The 16,857-nt window shown below is 67.3% G+C and carries 9 protein-coding genes; all 9 read left to right on the top strand.

All coding sequences use genetic code 11. The features are described 5' to 3' along the window. Positions 1–89 precede the first annotated feature (89 nt). The 9 genes from BMW72_RS00180 to BMW72_RS00140 all read left to right on the top strand — a co-directional run bounded on the left by BMW72_RS00180 (position 90) and on the right by BMW72_RS00140 (position 16,840). Complete coding sequence (locus BMW72_RS00180) at positions 90–2,540, top strand: phosphoketolase family protein (RefSeq protein WP_241983987.1); 2,451 nt, start codon at positions 90–92, stop codon at positions 2,538–2,540. 71 nt (positions 2,541–2,611) lie between these two features. After that, positions 2,612–4,822 (top strand): phosphate acetyltransferase, encoded by a 2,211-nt coding sequence (pta, locus tag BMW72_RS00175; protein WP_092106770.1) that lies wholly within the window; start codon positions 2,612–2,614, stop codon positions 4,820–4,822. Next, positions 4,819–6,069, top strand: coding sequence for an acetate/propionate family kinase (locus BMW72_RS00170; RefSeq protein ID WP_092106070.1), 1,251 nt, complete (start codon positions 4,819–4,821; stop codon positions 6,067–6,069). Before pta ends, BMW72_RS00170 begins: the two co-directional genes overlap by 4 nt. Before the next feature lie 248 nt (positions 6,070–6,317). After that, complete coding sequence (locus BMW72_RS00165; protein WP_092106767.1) at positions 6,318–9,014, top strand: DNA polymerase III subunit gamma and tau; 2,697 nt, start codon at positions 6,318–6,320, stop codon at positions 9,012–9,014. A 3-nt stretch (positions 9,015–9,017) separates the two neighbouring features. Further along, positions 9,018–9,617, top strand: a complete 600-nt coding sequence (recR, locus tag BMW72_RS00160) for a recombination mediator RecR (protein ID WP_092106068.1) — start codon at positions 9,018–9,020, stop codon at positions 9,615–9,617. A gap of 230 nt (positions 9,618–9,847) precedes the next feature. Beyond that, positions 9,848–11,125, top strand: a complete 1,278-nt coding sequence (locus BMW72_RS00155) for an aspartate kinase (protein ID WP_092106066.1) — start codon at positions 9,848–9,850, stop codon at positions 11,123–11,125. A 367-nt stretch (positions 11,126–11,492) separates the two neighbouring features. Then, positions 11,493–12,563 (top strand): aspartate-semialdehyde dehydrogenase, encoded by a 1,071-nt coding sequence (locus BMW72_RS00150; protein ID WP_092106064.1) that lies wholly within the window; start codon positions 11,493–11,495, stop codon positions 12,561–12,563. A 276-nt stretch (positions 12,564–12,839) separates the two neighbouring features. Beyond that, entirely contained in the window at positions 12,840–15,209 is a 2,370-nt protein-coding gene (locus BMW72_RS00145; protein ID WP_166787754.1) for a putative bifunctional diguanylate cyclase/phosphodiesterase, read from the top strand. Further along, positions 15,209–16,840, top strand: coding sequence for a sensor histidine kinase (locus BMW72_RS00140; RefSeq protein WP_092106059.1), 1,632 nt, complete (start codon positions 15,209–15,211; stop codon positions 16,838–16,840). The genes BMW72_RS00145 and BMW72_RS00140 overlap by 1 nt, the downstream gene beginning before the upstream one ends. Positions 16,841–16,857 lie beyond the last annotated feature (17 nt).

Genomic DNA, 16,857 nt, shown 5'->3' with positions numbered 1-16,857 from the left:
GTAGACGCCGAGGCTCAATAGTATGGAAGCAGCGCGGCTGTGTCGCCGCGCGACAACGCGGAGGACCGATGATCGACGATTCCGGCACCATGACCTGGCCTTCGCGCGCGCCGAAACCGCTCAGCGCAGCGGCCCTCGACAGCATCGACGCCTGGTGGCGTGCCGCGAATTACCTCGCCGTCGGCCAGATCTACCTGCTCGGCAACGCCCTGCTCACCGAGCCGCTCACCCGCGACCACGTCAAGCCGCGCCTGCTCGGCCACTGGGGCACCACGCCCGGCCTCAACTTTCTCTACGCGCACCTCAACCGCGCCATTCAGGAACGCAGCCAGAGCACCATCTACATCACCGGACCGGGCCACGGCGGCCCCGGCATGGTCGCCAACGCCTACCTCGACGGCACCTACACCGAGGTCTACGCCGACATCGAGCAGAACGCGCACGGCGTGCAGAAACTGTTTCGCCAGTTCTCCTTTCCCGGCGGAATCCCCAGCCACGCCTCGCCCGAGCTGCCCGGATCCATCCACGAGGGCGGCGAGCTCGGCTACGCCCTGAGCCACGCCTACGGGGCCGCATTCGACAACCCGAACCTGCTCGTGGCCGCGGTCGTCGGCGACGGTGAGGCCGAAACCGGCCCGCTCGCCACCAGTTGGCACTCCAACAAGTTCATCGACCCGCTGCAGGACGGCGTCGTGCTGCCCATCCTGCACCTCAACGGGTACAAGATCGCCAACCCCACCGTGCTCGCGCGCATCCCCGAAGACGAGCTGCAGGATCTCATGCGCGGCTACGGTCACACCCCTTATATAGTCTCCGGCGGCTTCGACGGCGAAGACCCCATGCTCGTGCACGCGCGCATGGCCGAGACCCTCGACGCCGTGCTCAACCAGATCGCCGAGATCAAGGCCGCAGCCGCCGAGGCCGACAAAAACCACGAAGACTTCGCCCGCCCGCGCTGGCCCATGATCATCCTCCGCACCCCCAAGGGTTGGACCTGCCCCGCCGTGATCGATGGCGTGCAGGTCGAGAACACCTGGCGGGCGCATCAGGTTCCGCTGGCCAACGCCCGCGACACCCCGTCCCACACGAAAATTCTCGAACAGTGGATGCTGTCCTACCGTCCTCGAGACCTGTTCGACTCACACGGTGCCCCCGTGCAAAAGATCCGGGATCTCGCCCCGGCGGGCGCCCTGCGCATGAGTGCCAACCCGATCGCCAACGGCGGCCTGCTGCGCCGCGACCTGCACCTGCCCGACTTTCGCGATTTCGCCGTCGACGTGCCGGAGCCGGGCGCAACGGTGGATGAGGCCACGCGGGTGCTGGGCGGCTACCTGGCCGAGGTCATCCGCTTGAACCCGGATAACTTTCGCATCTTCGGACCCGACGAAACCGCCTCCAACCGGCTGGCCCCGCCGGTCTACGAGGTCACCGCCAAGCAGTGGAACGCACAGATGAAGCCCGGCGACACCAACCTCGCCCGGGCCGGCCGCGTCATGGAGATGCTGAGTGAGCATCAGTGCCAGGGCTGGCTCGAGGGCTACCTGCTCACCGGGCGGCACGGGCTGTTCAACTGCTACGAAGCGTTCATCCACATTGTCGACTCGATGTTCAACCAGCACGCCAAGTGGCTCAAGGTGACCGCCGACATTCCCTGGCGGGCGCCGATCGCGAGCCTGAACTACCTGCTCAGCTCGCACGTCTGGCGGCAGGATCACAACGGGTTCAGCCATCAGGATCCCGGTTTCATCGACCACGTCGTCAACAAGAGCGCCGACGTCGTGCGGGTCTACCTGCCCTTCGACGCGAACACGCTGCTGAGCACCTACGACCACTGCCTGCGCAGCGTCAACTATGTCAACGTCGTCGTGGCCGGCAAGCAGCCGGCGCCCAACCTGCTCACCATGGAACAGGCCGTCGCGCACTGCACCCGCGGGCTCGGCATCTTCGACTGGGCCGGCACCGAGGTGCCCGGCCTCGCGCCCGACGTCGTGCTTGCCGCTGCCGGCGACGTGCCGACCCTCGAGGTGCTCGCCGCCGCCGAGATTCTGCGCCAGAACCTGCCCGATCTCAAGGTGCGGGTCGTGAACGTGGTCGACCTCATGCGCCTGCAATCCGAGGACGACCACCCGCACGGCCTGAGCGACAGCGCCTTCGACGCCGTCTTCACGCCCGACAAGCCCATCATTTTCGCTTATCACGGCTATCCGTGGCTGATCCACCGGCTCACTTACAAGCGCCACGGCCACGAAAACCTGCACGCCCGCGGCTACAAGGAGATCGGCACCACGACGACCCCGTTCGACATGGTCATGCTCAACGACCTCGACCGGTACCACCTCGTCATGGACGTCATCGACCGCACCCCCGGCCTTGCCGCGCGTGCCGGGCTGCTCCGGCAGCAGATGCAGGATGCCCGCCTGGCCGCACGCCAATACACCCGCGACCATGGGGAAGACCTCCCCGCGGTCACCGAATGGTCCTGGTCGTCCCAAACGGATGCCGCCCCGACCGCCGCCGAGACCGGCAGCGACAATGTCTAGCGCCTGACACTTTTTGACATCCCGGGCCCGCCCGGCTCTCTCCCAACCCGAATACGTTTGAAATGGACATCGTGGCTCGAAGCATCTATATCACCAGTGCCGAAGGTAATACCGGCAAATCCTCGATCGCGCTCGGCGTGGTCGACACGCTCACCCACCTGGTGGAGCGGGTCGGCGTGTTCCGCCCCGTCGCCCGCACCTCGACCGAACCGGACTATGTCGTCGACCTTCTGTTGCGTCACCTGCAGGCCAACGCCGGTCCGGGCGCCGCAGCCGGGCAGACCTACGAGCAGAGCATCGGTGTCAGTTACGATGACGTCAACACCGACCCCGACGCCGCGCTGGCCCGCATCGTGGCGCGCTACAAGGCGGTCGAGGCCAACTGCGACACGGTCGTGGTCATCGGCAGCGACTACACCGACGTTGGCAGTCCCACCGAGCTCGCCTTCAACGCCCGCATCGCCGCGAACCTGGGCGCGCCCGTGCTGCTCGTGCTCGGCGGCCGCGTCGGCCCCGGCGAGGGCGAACGCCTCGGCCAGAGCGACGCCCGCTCGGCCGTGGACATCGGGCACCAGACCGACGTGGCGCTCGCGGAATTACGCGACGAACACGCATCCATTTTGGCGATCATCGTCAACCGGGCCGACGAACTCGCCCTGACCGAGATCATCGACTCGGTGCGGGCCACGACCAACGCGCAGCCGGCGCGCTCGGGCGGAGCGTTCGGCGTGCCGATCTGGGCCATTCCGGAAGACCCCTACCTCGTGGCCCCGAGCATGCAGAGCATTATGGAGGCGACCGAGGGCACCCTGATCAAGGGCGACCCGGCGCTTCTGGCCCGCGAGGCGCTCGGCGTCGTCGTGGCCGCCATGTCGATGGTCAACGTGCTGCCGCGCCTGATCGAGGGCGCCGTCGTCGTGGTTCCGGGCGACCGGGAAGACGTGCTGCTGGCCGTGCTGCTCGCCAATGCCTCCGCGACGTTCCCGTCGATCGCCGGCATCGTGCTCAACGGGGGTTTCGAGCTGCCCGACGCGATCCAGCGGCTGATGGAGGGCCTCGCGCCGTCGCTGCCGATCATCAGAACCTCGCTCGGCTCCTACGACACGACCATGCGCATCACTCGCACCCGCGGGCGACTCGCCGCGGATTCGCAGCGCAAGCACGACACCGCGCTGGCTCTGTTCGAGACGCACGTCGACGCATCCGCTTTGCTCGATCGGCTTGAAGTCAGCCCGACCGAGGTCGTCACCCCGCTCATGTTCGAGTATGCGCTGCTCGAGCGAGCGCGCCAGCACCGCAAGCACATCGTGCTGCCCGAGGGTGAGGACGACCGCGTGCTGCGCGCCGCCGCCACCCTGCTGGCCCGTGATGTGGTCGAGCTGACCATTCTCGGTGAGGAGTTCGAGGTGCGTTCGCGCGCCATCGGCCTCGGCCTCGACATCTCCCGGGCCCACGTCGTGAGCCCCTACGACGACTTGCTGCGTCTCAGGTTCGCGCAGGAATACATGGAGCTGCGTGCGCACAAGGGCATCACCCTTGACCAGGCCAATGAGACCGTCACCGACGTGAGCTACTTCGGCACCATGATGGTGCAGCAGGGGCTTGCCGACGGCATGGTCTCCGGCGCCACGCACACTACCGCGCACACCATCCGGCCCAGCTTCGAGATCATCAAGACGCAGGACGGCGTCGGTGTGGTGTCAAGCGTGTTCCTCATGGCCCTCGCCGATCGGGTGCTCGTGTACGGCGACTGCGCCGTCATCCCGGTTCCGACGGCCGAGCAGCTCGCCGACATCGCCATCTCGGCTGCGGCGACGGCGGTGCAGTTCGGCATCGAGCCGCGCATCGCCATGCTCTCCTACTCCACCGGCTCGTCGGGTGAGGGCGCCGACGTCGAGAAGGTGCGCGCCGCCACCGCCCTGGTGCGTGAGCGGCGTCCCGACCTGCTGGTCGAGGGCCCGATCCAGTACGACGCAGCAGCGGATGCCGCCGTCGCCGCCACCAAAATGCCCGGTTCCAGCGTGGCCGGCCGCGCCACCGTGTTCATCTTCCCCGACCTGAACACCGGCAACAACACCTACAAGGCGGTGCAGCGCAGCGCCGGCGCCGTCGCGATCGGACCCGTGCTTCAGGGGCTGCGCAAGGCCATCAACGACCTCTCGCGCGGCGCCCTGGTGCAGGACATCGTGAACACCGTCGCGATCACCGCCATCCAGGCGGCCGGGTTAGCGGATGCCGCGACCCCGGTTCTCGTCGCGACCCCGGCCGGAGCCACCCGATGACCGCGGTTCTGGTCGTCAACTCCGGCTCGAGCTCGTTCAAATACCAGCTCATCGAGATGGACACGGAGACCACCCTGGCCAGCGGGCTGGTCGAGCGCATCGGCGAGGTCATCGGCGATTCCGTGCACTCCATTGCGGGGGTGGCGGCGACCGTGTCGGCGGCGGAGGCAGCAGCGGAGACGCACGTGCCGGCATCCGCTGATCGAAAATGGAAGCGCGAGCTGCCCATTCCCGACCACGCGGCCGGATTCGCCGTGATGCTCGAAGCCTTCGCCACCCACGGGCCGTCGCTCACCATCCACGTGCCGGTTGCTGTCGGGCACCGCGTTGTGCACGGCGGGGCGCGCTTTCACCAGCCCACCCTGGTCACGCCGCAGGTCGAGCGGGACATCGACGAGTTGTCGGGGCTCGCGCCGCTGCACAATCCGGGCGCGCTGCAGGGCATCGTCGCGGCCGTTGAGGCGTTCGCCGACGTGCCGCACGTGGCCATTTTCGACACCGCCTTTCACCAAACGCTGCCGCCCGAAGCGTTCACCTACGCGATCAACGCCGACCTGGCGGAGAAGTTTCGCATCCGACGCTACGGATTTCACGGCACCAGCCACGGCTTCGTCGCGCGCGAGGCGGCCAACTTTCTGCAGCGCCCGGTCGAAGACCTAAACCAGATCGTGCTGCACCTCGGCAACGGCGGGTCGGCCTGCGCGGTCGAGGGTGGGCGTTCGGTCGAGACCAGCATGGGCATGACGCCGCTCGAGGGGCTCGTCATGGGCACCCGGTCCGGCGACATCGACCCGGGCGTGCTGTTCCACCTGCACCGCCGAGCCGGACTCGACTTTCCCGAAATCGACAAGCTGCTCAACCGGGGCAGCGGGCTGCTCGGCCTGACCGGACGCGGCGACATGCGCGATGTGATCATCGCGGCGGCCGCCGGTGACGGGCCCTCGCAGCTCGCGATCGACGTGTACGTGCACCGGGTCAAGGGCTACGTGGGGGCTTACTACGCGCAGCTCGGCCGGGTCGACGTGATCTCCTTCACCGCCGGTGTCGGCGAGAACGCGCCGCTCGTGCGTGAGCGCGCCCTCGCGGGTTTGGAGGCGCTCGGCATTCGCATCGACCCCGAGCGCAACGCCGCGGCCGACCGCGGCGCCCGCATCATCAGCGCCGACGACTCCGCGGTGACCGTGCTGGTGATTCCGACCAACGAGGAGCTGGAGATCGCCCGCCAGACCCTGGCGACGGTGGGTTAAGCGGCATCCCGCGAGTCCTTCCAGCCGTGCAGTGCATAACTGCCGAGGATCGTCGCGTTCGGCCGGGCGATTCCTGGTGTGGTCAGGCACGCATCGCTGACCCCTGACCCGTACGTAATTGCGGAGATGTGGTTCACCGCATTCTGAATCGGCCTCGTGGCGAGCGATCCTGCGTGGTTGCGTACCTGGCTCCGCCTGGTCAGGCTTCGCGGGGGCGAGTGTCGGTGCGGGCAAGTACCATGGAGAACGTGGTTACCGCCCTGTATCGCCGCTACCGGCCAGAGACCTTTGCCGAGATGATCGGCCAGTCCCAAGTGACCGATCCGTTGATGACGGCGCTGCGCACCAACCGGGTGAATCACGCCTATCTCTTCAGCGGCCCGCGCGGCTGTGGCAAGACCACGTCGGCGCGCATCCTGGCCCGCTGCCTCAACTGTGCAGAGGGACCGACCGACACACCCTGTGGCGTTTGCCCCAGCTGTGTCGAGCTGGCCCGTGACGGCGGCGGCTCGCTCGACGTCGTCGAGATCGACGCGGCCAGCCACAATGGTGTCGACGACGCCCGCGACATTCGCGAGCGCGCCATCTTCGCGCCCGCTCGCGACCGCTACAAGATCTTCATCCTCGATGAGGCCCATATGGTCACGCCGCAGGGCTTCAACGCGCTGCTGAAGATCGTCGAAGAGCCCCCGGAACACGTGAAGTTCATCTTCGCGACCACCGAACCCGAAAAGGTGATCGGCACCATCCGCTCGCGTACCCATCACTATCCGTTCCGGCTCGTGCCGCCGGGGCCGATGCTGGAATACGTGCAGCAGATGTGCGAGACCGAGAAGATGGTCGTCGCGCCCGGCGTTCTGCCGCTCGTGGTGCGTGCCGGCGGAGGCTCGCCGCGCGACACCCTGTCGCTGCTCGACCAGCTCATGGCCGGGTCTGACGGGCAGTCCATCGAGTACGAGCGCGCCGTCGCGCTGCTCGGCTACACGAGCGCCTCCCTGCTCGATGAGGCCGTCGACGCCATCGGCGCCCGCGATTCCGCCGCCGCGTTCGACGCGGTCGACCGGGTCATTCAGACCGGGCAAGATCCGCGCCGGTTCGTCGAAGACCTGCTTGAGCGCCTGCGCGACCTCATTATTGTCGCGGCTACCAGTGTGGCGGGCGCCGCGGCCGTGCTGCGCGGGGTACCGCAAGACGAGCTCGAGCGTATGAACGTGCAGGCCGCAGCTTTCGGGCCGGCCGAACTTTCGCGTACCGCCGATATTTTGAACGCCGCGCTCACCGAGATGAGCGGGGCCACCTCTCCGCGCCTGTACCTCGAACTCATGATCGCGCGCGCCCTCATCCCGGCGACCGACGACACGACCCGCGGCGCCCTCGCCCGGGTCGAGCGACTCGAACGACGAATCGGAGTCGACGGTGTGGCGGCTGCGCCCGGTGCGGCCCCAATCGGTGGCGCTGGCCAGCCAGCGGGCTCCGCGTCCAATCCGCTGGTCGAGTCTCGAGAGGCCCGACAACCGGTAGCCGAGACCGCGTCCAATCCGCTGGTCGAGTCTCGACAGGCACGACAACCGGTAGCCGAGACCGCCGTTCCGGGAACGCCGGCTGCTTCACCAACCCAACCATCCCCGGCGAGCCCGCCCGTCCGCCCGGCCGTCGTCCCCGGAGCTCCCGTCACCCTGCAGCAGCTCAAGGACGCCTGGCCCGAGATTCTCGAGGCCGTCAAGAACGAGAAGACCACCGCCTGGCTCGTCGTCTACACAGCGCACGTGCTCGGTCTCAACGGCGACGTGCTCGCGCTCTCATTCCCGAGCCAGGCCGATGTCGACAGTTTCAAGCAGCAGAAGGTTCCCGGCATGGGAACCAGTGACTTTCTGCGCACCGCGATCGTGGCTGTGCTGGGCCTGCGGGTCAAGTTCATCGCGCGGGTCGAAGCTGGCCGGGAGACCTCCTCAGCCAGCGTGTCGTCCGGCTCCTCGCCGGCCGTCGCCGCGGAGCCTGCGCCAGCGGCCCCCGCACCCGAATCACCTCGAGCCTCAGCGACCACAGCGGATGCTGTCGGATCGGTCGAGCCCAGTCGCGAGGCGACCGCGCCGACCGCGTCGACGGTAACCGCAGCGCCCGCCGGCGAGGCCGGCGCAAGCCCCCGCACTGCGCCGGCCCGTTCCGCTGCGCGCGAGGTTGGAGTGCCGGCCACACAGGGCGCGTCGCCCGTCTCCGCGTCCACCAGCGGGTGGGCCACCGTCGCCATCCCCGGCTCGCCCGACGGCCCCGCGCTCCCCGTCACCGACGACGACACAGCGCATGCTCCCGACACGTCCGCGGCACCTCCAGTGAACGTCCAAGCTGCCCCGGATTCCCCGCCGCCCGTTCGAGCACCATCCGTTCGCGCCGCAGAGCCCCCCGGCGGCCCGTCATCCGACGAGCCCTGGCCCGCGGCGTCGTTTGCATCGCCGTCTCGGGACGACGAACCCCCGTTCCACGACGTGCCGCCGCCGTTCGACGACGAGGTTCCCCCCGAGATTGACGCACCCGCCGACGAACGCGTACCCGACTACGAGGCGCACGCCGAGGTATCCGCTCTGCCGGCGAGCCCCGATCAGCGGCGGCAGCAGCAGGGTGTACCGGGGCAGAACTCAGGCCAGCAGAACTCAGGCCAGCAGAACTCGGGCCAGCGCGACTCGGGCCAGCACAACTCGGGCCAGCGCGACTCGGGCCAGCAGAACTCGGGCCAGCAGAACTCGGGCCAGCGCGACTCGGGCCAGCGCGACTCCGCGCAGCGCCAGCATCCGAACGCTTCCGGCCAGCGCACGAAGAGCCCGTCGCGGGCGCCGTCCTTCGCCGAGAAACAGCGCTACGGCGAGGCCGTCGTGCGCGAAATTCTCGGCGCCACCTTCATCGAAGAGCAGCCGTACTCCGCGGCGCCCCGAACCAGAAACGACCACTAACCCATGTATGAAGGCATCGTTCAGGAACTGATCGACGAGCTCGGCCAGCTTCCCGGAATTGGCCCGAAGTCGGCCCAGCGCATCGCGTTTCACATTCTGCAGACCGAGAAATTCGACGTGACCCGGCTCGCCAACGTGCTGCTCGAGGTGCGTGACAAGGTGCGGTTCTGCGATATCTGCGGCAATGTCTCCGAGCAGCCGACCTGTCTGATCTGCCGGGACCCGCGCCGCGATCCCACGTCGATCTGCGTGGTCGAAGAGGCCAAGGACGTCGTTGCGATCGAGCGCACCCGCGAGTTCAAGGGGCTCTATCACGTGCTCGGCGGAGCCATCAGCCCAATCGACGGTGTCGGCCCCGACGACCTGCGTATCCGCCAGCTGATGCAGCGCCTCGCCGACAACACCGTGCAGGAGGTCATTATCGCGACCGACCCGAACCTGGAGGGGGAGGCCACGGCCACCTACCTCTCCCGCCTGCTGACGACCCTCGAAATCAAGGTCACCCGCCTCGCTTCCGGGCTCCCCGTCGGTGGCGACCTCGAGTACGCCGACGAGGTCACCCTCGGCCGCGCCTTCGAGGGTCGCCGCGAGGTCATCCACTAGCCTTCACCCCTTTCCGGGCCCGGGCCCGGAAACTGGGCCCACGATAGATCATGGGCCTGGTTCCCGAAGGTGGGCCCGGCCGCGCAGGTCCGGCCTGCTGGGCCCGGGCCCGCAGGTGGCCACCGCCGCGCAGCGTCACATGGCACCCACCCCCGAGCACCAGCATTTAGGATGGGAACTTGGACGCGAGCCCGAACGACAGGCCCGCGCACCCCCATCTCAGGAGTCACATGAGCTTGATTGTGCAGAAGTTCGGCGGGTCATCCGTCGCCGATGCCGAAAGCATCAAGCGGGTCGCCAAGCGCATCGTCGATACCCGCAAGGCCGGCAACGAGGTCGTCGTCGCCGTTTCGGCAATGGGCGACAGCACCGACGAACTGCTCGACCTCGCCCACCAGGTCACCCCGCTGCCCGCCCCGCGCGAACTCGATATGCTGCTCACCGCGGGCGAACGCATCTCCATGGCGTTGCTCGCGATGGCCATCAAGAGCCTCGGCTACGACGCCCGCTCCTTCACCGGCAGCCAGGCCGGCATGATCACGGATGCCCGCCACGGCTCCGCGCGCATCGTCGACGTCACGCCGGGGCGCATCCGCTCGGCCCTCGACGAGGGCGCCGTTGCCATCGTCGCCGGGTTCCAGGGCTTCAACCGCGACACGAAGGACATCACCACCCTCGGCCGCGGTGGCTCCGACACCACGGCCGTAGCCCTCGCCGCCGCGCTCGGCGCCGACATCTGCGAAATCTACACGGATGTCGATGGCGTCTTCACCGCGGATCCGCGCGTCGTGCCCCGCGCCCGCAAACTCGAGCGCGTCACGAGCGAAGAAATGCTCGAACTGGCCGCTGCCGGGGCCAAAGTTCTGTATATTCGCGCTGTGGAATATGCCCGCCGCCACGGGGTCACGCTGCACGTGCGCTCCTCGTTCAACAACAACACCGGCACCATCGTGTACAACGCCGCGACCGCGCGAGAAAATGGAGAAATTGTGGAAGAACCAATCATCGCCGGAATCGCCGCCGACCTGAGTGAGGCCAAGGTCACCGTCGTTGGTGTTCCCGACATTCCCGGCAAGGCCGCGCTCATCTTCAAGATCGTCGCGCGCACCAACGCCAACGTCGACATGATCGTGCAGAACGTCTCGGCCGCTTCGACCGGGCTCACCGACATCTCCTTCACGCTGCCCAAGTCCGAGGGCCAGCAGGTGCTCACCGCCCTGACCAACGAGAAGGAACTCATCGGCTTCAAAAGCCTGCAGTACGACGACCAAATCGCCAAGCTCGCCCTGGTCGGCGGTGGCATGCGCACCAACACCGGCGTCTCAGCCAAACTGTTCGAGGCGCTGTACGAGGCCGGCATCAACATCGAGATGATCTCCACGAGCGAGATCCGCATCTCGGTCGTCACCCGCGCCGACACCATCAATGAGGCCCTGCGCGTGGTGCACACCGCGTTCGGGCTCGACGGCGAGATCGAAGCAGTCGTGCACGGCGGCTCCGGCCGCTAACCCGTCGCCGAGGTGTGAGTTTCGACTCGTTCGCGGCCCGCAACGGCCGCAAACTCACACCTCGCCAAGCGGATGCCCCCACCCCCGCACGACGTCACCCGCTCCTCCCGGGGGCTAATTCAGGAAATCAAACCCGAACATCCGCTCTGGGGCCGAAACGCTCGCCCACCTGCCGACTTTTCCTGAATTAGCCACCGGGAAAATCAGCTCCCTCCAACTATCCGCAACACCGCACCACGCCGACTCTCGGTGGCGAATTCAGGAAAACGAGCCCCGGCATCCGCTCTGGGCAGGAAATATCGGCAGAATCGCTGACGTTTCCTGAATTAGCCACGGGAGACAGCCCCAACGACGTTAGGAAACACACGTGACCACCTCAGCCAGCACCCCCGGCATCAACATCGGCGTCGTCGGAGCCACCGGACAAGTTGGCGCCGTGGTGCGTCGCCTGCTGGAGGAGCGCGATTTTCCGGTCAACAGCATCCGCTTCTTCGCTTCGGCTCGGTCGGCCGGTACCACCCTCGATTTCAAGGGCGAGCAGATCACGGTCGAAGATGCCTCCGTTGCCGACCCGACCGGGCTGGACGTGGCCATCTTCTCGGCCGGCGCCACCCTCTCCAAGGCGCAGGCGCCCCGTTTCGCCGCGGCCGGTGTGCTCGTCGTCGACAACTCGAGCGGCTGGCGCATGGACCCGGACGTTCCCCTCGTCGTCAGCGAGGTCAACCCTGAAGCCATCAAGCAGGCCGTGAAGGGCATCATCGCCAATCCGAACTGCACCACCATGGCCGCGATGCCCGTGCTCAAGGTGCTGCACGATGAGGCTGGCCTGAAGCGGCTCATCGTCAGCACCTACCAGGCGGTCTCCGGCAGCGGTCTGGCCGGCGCATTCGAACTGGCCAGCCAGGTGCGCGTCGCAGCGCAGGATGAGAACCTGTTCCAGCTCGTGCACGACGGCAGCGCCGTAACCCTGCCGGAGCCCACCATCTACGCCCGTCCGATCGCGTTCGATGTGATCCCGCTCGCCGGCAGCATCGTCGACGACGGCCAGTTCGAAACCGACGAAGAGAAGAAGTTGCGCAACGAGAGCCGCAAGATTCTCGGCCTGCCCGAGCTGCTGGTCAGCGGAACCTGCGTGCGCGTGCCCGTCTTCACCGGCCATTCCCTGTCGATCAACGTGGAGTTCGCCAAGCCGATCAGCGTCGCCCGCGCCCAGGAACTGCTAAAAACCGCCCCCGGCGTTGAACTGACTGACATTCCGACACCCCTGCAGGCGGCCGGACAGGACGCCAGCTTTGTCGGTCGCATCCGGCAGGACGAAGGCGTAGCGGATGGCCGCGGCCTCGCCCTCTTCATCAGCAATGACAATCTGCGCAAGGGGGCCGCGCTGAACGCCGTACAGATCGCCGAACTCATCGCCGCCGCGCGAGTCGTCGCCTGAGTTGAGCCCGCCTGCTGCTGGGGCTTTCCCCGCTCGCTCTGGCGGACGGGGCCCGGGCCCCGTCCCAAATTCGGTGGGCCCCTGAGCTCGGACGCGGGCCACGAGCACGGCCACACCGTGACCCCATCTTCCCGGGCCCGGGCCCGGAAAGCGGGAGCACGATAGTTCATGGCCCCGCTTTCACAAGGTGCGCCCGGCACCGACGGCCCCGACCAACCCCACCAAATCCCACCCGCGCGTCCTCATCCGAGGTCAACTCGCGTAGGCTCTGACTGTGTGAGCCGAATTGGGGTGTCGGGCGTGCTGCAGCGCGTCGCCTTTGGCGTGTTCACGGCCCTGGGGCTGGTGTTCATTCCCGGTGCCTTCGCCATTGTTCTCGCTGAGCCGGCCACCAGAATCGTCGTTGCGCTCTTCGGCGCCGTCTGCGTGGCCGCCCTCGAAATAGCCTGGATTCGCGTCGGTAGTGTGCCCCATCGCACCCCGGCCATCAGCGTGCCGGTTCTTGCCGTTCCGGCGTTGGCCCCGGTGCTGCCGGCGCAGGCCATCATCGGCGTGCTCATGCTCGGTATTCTGGTTGCCCTGCTCCTGGAATCCCGCCGCATCGGCGTCTCCGTCTACAGCGCTGGCCTCGCGGGCCTCGGCTGCATGGTCTATTTCCTCATCGATGGGCTGCTGACCGGGATGGGGGTGGCCACGCTGCCAGCCGTCGCCGCGGCATCCGTCGGGTATGTGCTGTTGGTGCTGGGGCTCGAAGTTCTGCGCCTGCGCCTGATCAACGCTCCCGCTGAGCGGGGCCGCCAGCCGCTTATCTCCGCCGTGCGGCTGAGCGCCTTGCTGGGCGGTGTCGCGGCGTTGACCGTGTTCTCGGCGCACTGGGCCGTGGTCGGCCTGCCCACACCGGGAGTCGGCCGCGTCCCGATCGAAACCGCCGTCGGCACGCTGCTGGGCAGTGTCGGGGTGGCGCTGGTGCTCATCGTTCTGCGCTCCGTCTGGGACATGCGGCGTCGGCTGAGCGGCCTCGTCGTCGGCAGCAGCATGCTGAGCACCATGCGAAGTGTGGACAGCGTCGGCGATGCACTCAGCGAGGCACTGTGCACGGCGGCAGCCACGGCCGTCGGCGTGCAGTCCATCGCCGTGCAGGCCGGCCCCGCCGAACCCGGGGCCATCGGGGTGCCGGTCACGCTCACGCCCGGCGTGCGGCAATTTCTCGTAGCCCGCCGTGACCCGATGGACGGCGCCTTCTCCTCCCTCGACCGGCGGGCGTTGCAGGCCCTCGCGGCCACCGCGGAACTGGCCGTGCAGGCCCGGCAGAATGTGGCCGGGCTCACGGCCAAGGCCAACACCGACTCGCTCACCGGCCTGCCCAACTACGGTGCCTTCCAGGAGGCCCTCGATACCATCAACACCACCCGCAGCGACGCCGAAAGCATCGCCGTGCTGTTCGTGGACCTCGACGGTTTCAAACGGCTCAACGATACCCACGGGCACCAGACCGGTGACGAAGTGCTGCGGGTCCTCGGCCAGCGCCTGCGCCAGTCGGTGCGTCCGCACGACGTCGTCGCGCGGGTCGGCGGCGACGAATTCGTCATCATCCTGACCCGCCTGGCCACACTCGCCGAAGCGAAAATCATTGCCGAAACGATGCTGGACGCCTGCGTCACACCGCTCGTCGTCGGTGCCGTCACCGTCACGCCCAGCCTCAGTATCGGCCTCGCCTACTCCGCTCTGGTTGAAACGGATGTCGCCTCCCTCGTTCACGACGCCGACCACAGCATGCTGCTGGTCAAGAAAAACCGACGTCGGGGCGACTGCCAGTCGAGCATCAACGTGTCTGGTCATCGCTCCTCGCAGTTCAATGACACGGTCGCCGAAGCCATCGACGAGAACCAGCTGCCGCTGGCGTATCAGCCGATCGTCAGCCTGGTCACCGGCCGCATCTGGGCCTTCGAGGCGCTGCTGCGCTATGTGCACCCGGAACTCGGTTCGATCTCACCGCCGTCGCTGATCGAAAAGGCGAAGAGCCTGGGTCGGTTCGACCAGCTGACCCGGCAGATTGCCGAGACCGCCCTGGCCGCCGCTGCGGAGTTTCGGCTGGCTGAACCGGGCATCGTCTGCATGACCATCAACGTCGAAGCCGGCCAGCTGGCACCGGAACGGCTCGGCCGGTTCGTGGAAGATTTGAACACGCGGTACCCCGAGATCTCGCTCTGCCTCGAGCTCAATGAGCGTTCGGTTGCGCGGGTATCGACGCAGATTCGTGAGCAGGCCGACCGGCTGCGCGACCTGGGAATTCTCATCGCCCTCGACGACTACGGCTCGGAAGATTCCTCGGTCGATTCGCTCGTGCGCGTGCCGATGGACATTCTCAAGATCGACCGCAGCCTCGTCGATGACCTCGACGATATCCGCCAGCGCGAGGTACTCACGGCGCTGCAGAGTTTCGGCGACAAGCTTGAGTATTCGATGATCGTTGAGGGCGTGGAGAACGAAGCGATGGCCGAGCACCTGGCCCGGCTCGGCATTCGCAGCGCCCAGGGGTTCCACTTCGGTGTGCCGCAGGGGTTCGCCGAGACCATTGACCGGCTCGATGAATTCGGGGCCAAGGCCGTGCTGCCGACGCAGACTGTCACGGTGCCGCCTCAGTGATGCAGCGCCGCCCGCGACCCGACCGAGCCCACCGCTACCGGGTGGAACGTTCCGTCTTTCTCTCCCAGCTGTTGGTCGGGGCAGCGACCCTTTTGCTGGTGGCCGTTTCGGGGCTGCTTGATCCACAGCTCCTCACCAACCAGCTGTTTCTGGCCGGCATCCTCATCATCCTCGTCACCACCGCAGCTGCGGCGGGAGTGCCCTGGCGTCACCTCGACAAGAAGTGGATCGTCGTGCTGCCGATCGTCGACCTGGTCGGGCTGGTGATCGTGCGCGAGGGTGAGCCGTTGCTCGGTACGACGATTCTGCTCGTTTTCCCCATCATCTGGCTGTCGGCGCACTTCGGCGGCCGCGGTGCTATCGGCGGGGTGGTGCTCACGTCGGTGCTGCTCTGGACCGGCGGGCTGCTGGGCGCAGAGCCGGCGACGGGCAATGAGATTCCGCGACTGGCCATCGTGCCCATCGTGCTGGCCTTTGTCGCTACCACGACCTACACCACCACCAAGCGTGCAGCGGCGCAGCGGGTGCTGCTCACCCAACAATCGGTTCTGTTCGAGGGAGCCCTGCGCCGTTCCCGCCGTGAGGAACGCACCCTCGACGAGATCTTCAACACCGTCGACTTCGGCGTCGTCGGGTTCAGCCGTGAGGCCAAACCGAACTTCATCAACCGCGCCCAGCGGGAGATGTTCGCCCGCTTTGGAGTGAAAGACGGCGAGCTCTCCCCCACCGTCGTCTATCACGAAGACCAGGTGACGCCGTATGCCGAAGCAGATCGGCCGTTCCAGCGCGCAATGCGCGGCGAAACGGTCGACCACACGACCATCTGGGTGGGGGAGCAGGGCCAACGGAAGGCCGCCGTGCTCATCTCCGCCCGGCCCATCCTCGACGAAAACGACAACTACGACGGCGGCGTCATGGTTGCCCGGGACGTCACCGCCGAACTGCGCGCGGTCAAGGCGCGGGACGACCTGGTCGCATCCGTTTCGCACGAATTGCGCACCCCGCTCACCTCGATCATGGGGTATCTGGAGCTGGCCCTCGATGACGACACCCTCGACCCGTCGACCCGGCGCATGCTCCAGGTCGCGTCCAAAAACTCCGACCGGTTGCTGGCGCTGGTCGCCGACCTGCTCAGCACCGCGGCCGCGACCAAACACGAGCTCGCCATCACCCTGGCTCCGTGCGACCTGTCGGTGATCGTCACCGACGCGATCGAATCACTCCGGCCGGTCGCGGCCGAACGGGGTATCACGTTCGTTCTTACGGCGATGCCGACCCTGCGCCTGCAAGCGGATGCCCTCCGCCTGCGCCAGGTCGTCGACAATCTGTTCTCCAACGCGATCAAGTACAACATCGCCTCGGGCCGGATTGAGGTGACGCTGCTCGATTCCCGCACCGAGGTCGAGCTGCGCGTGGCTGATACCGGTCGCGGTATGACGCCCGGCGAGCAAGTGCACCTGTTCGACCGGTTCTACCGGGCCGACTCGGTGCGCGGCTCGAGCATTCACGGAACGGGCCTCGGTTTAAACATCAGCCGGGACATCTGCCGCCAGCATGGGGGAGACCTCAGACTCGAATCGGCTCCCGGCAAGGGCACCACCGCCATCGCGACGCTTCCGCGCACCTCATGAACGGCCATCAAGGAATA

Source organism: Cryobacterium luteum, assembly GCF_900110125.1.
GTDB lineage: Bacteria > Actinomycetota > Actinomycetes > Actinomycetales > Microbacteriaceae > Cryobacterium > Cryobacterium luteum.
Note: the sequence above shows the minus strand (reverse complement) of the source record. Positions and strands in the feature narration are given on the sequence as shown.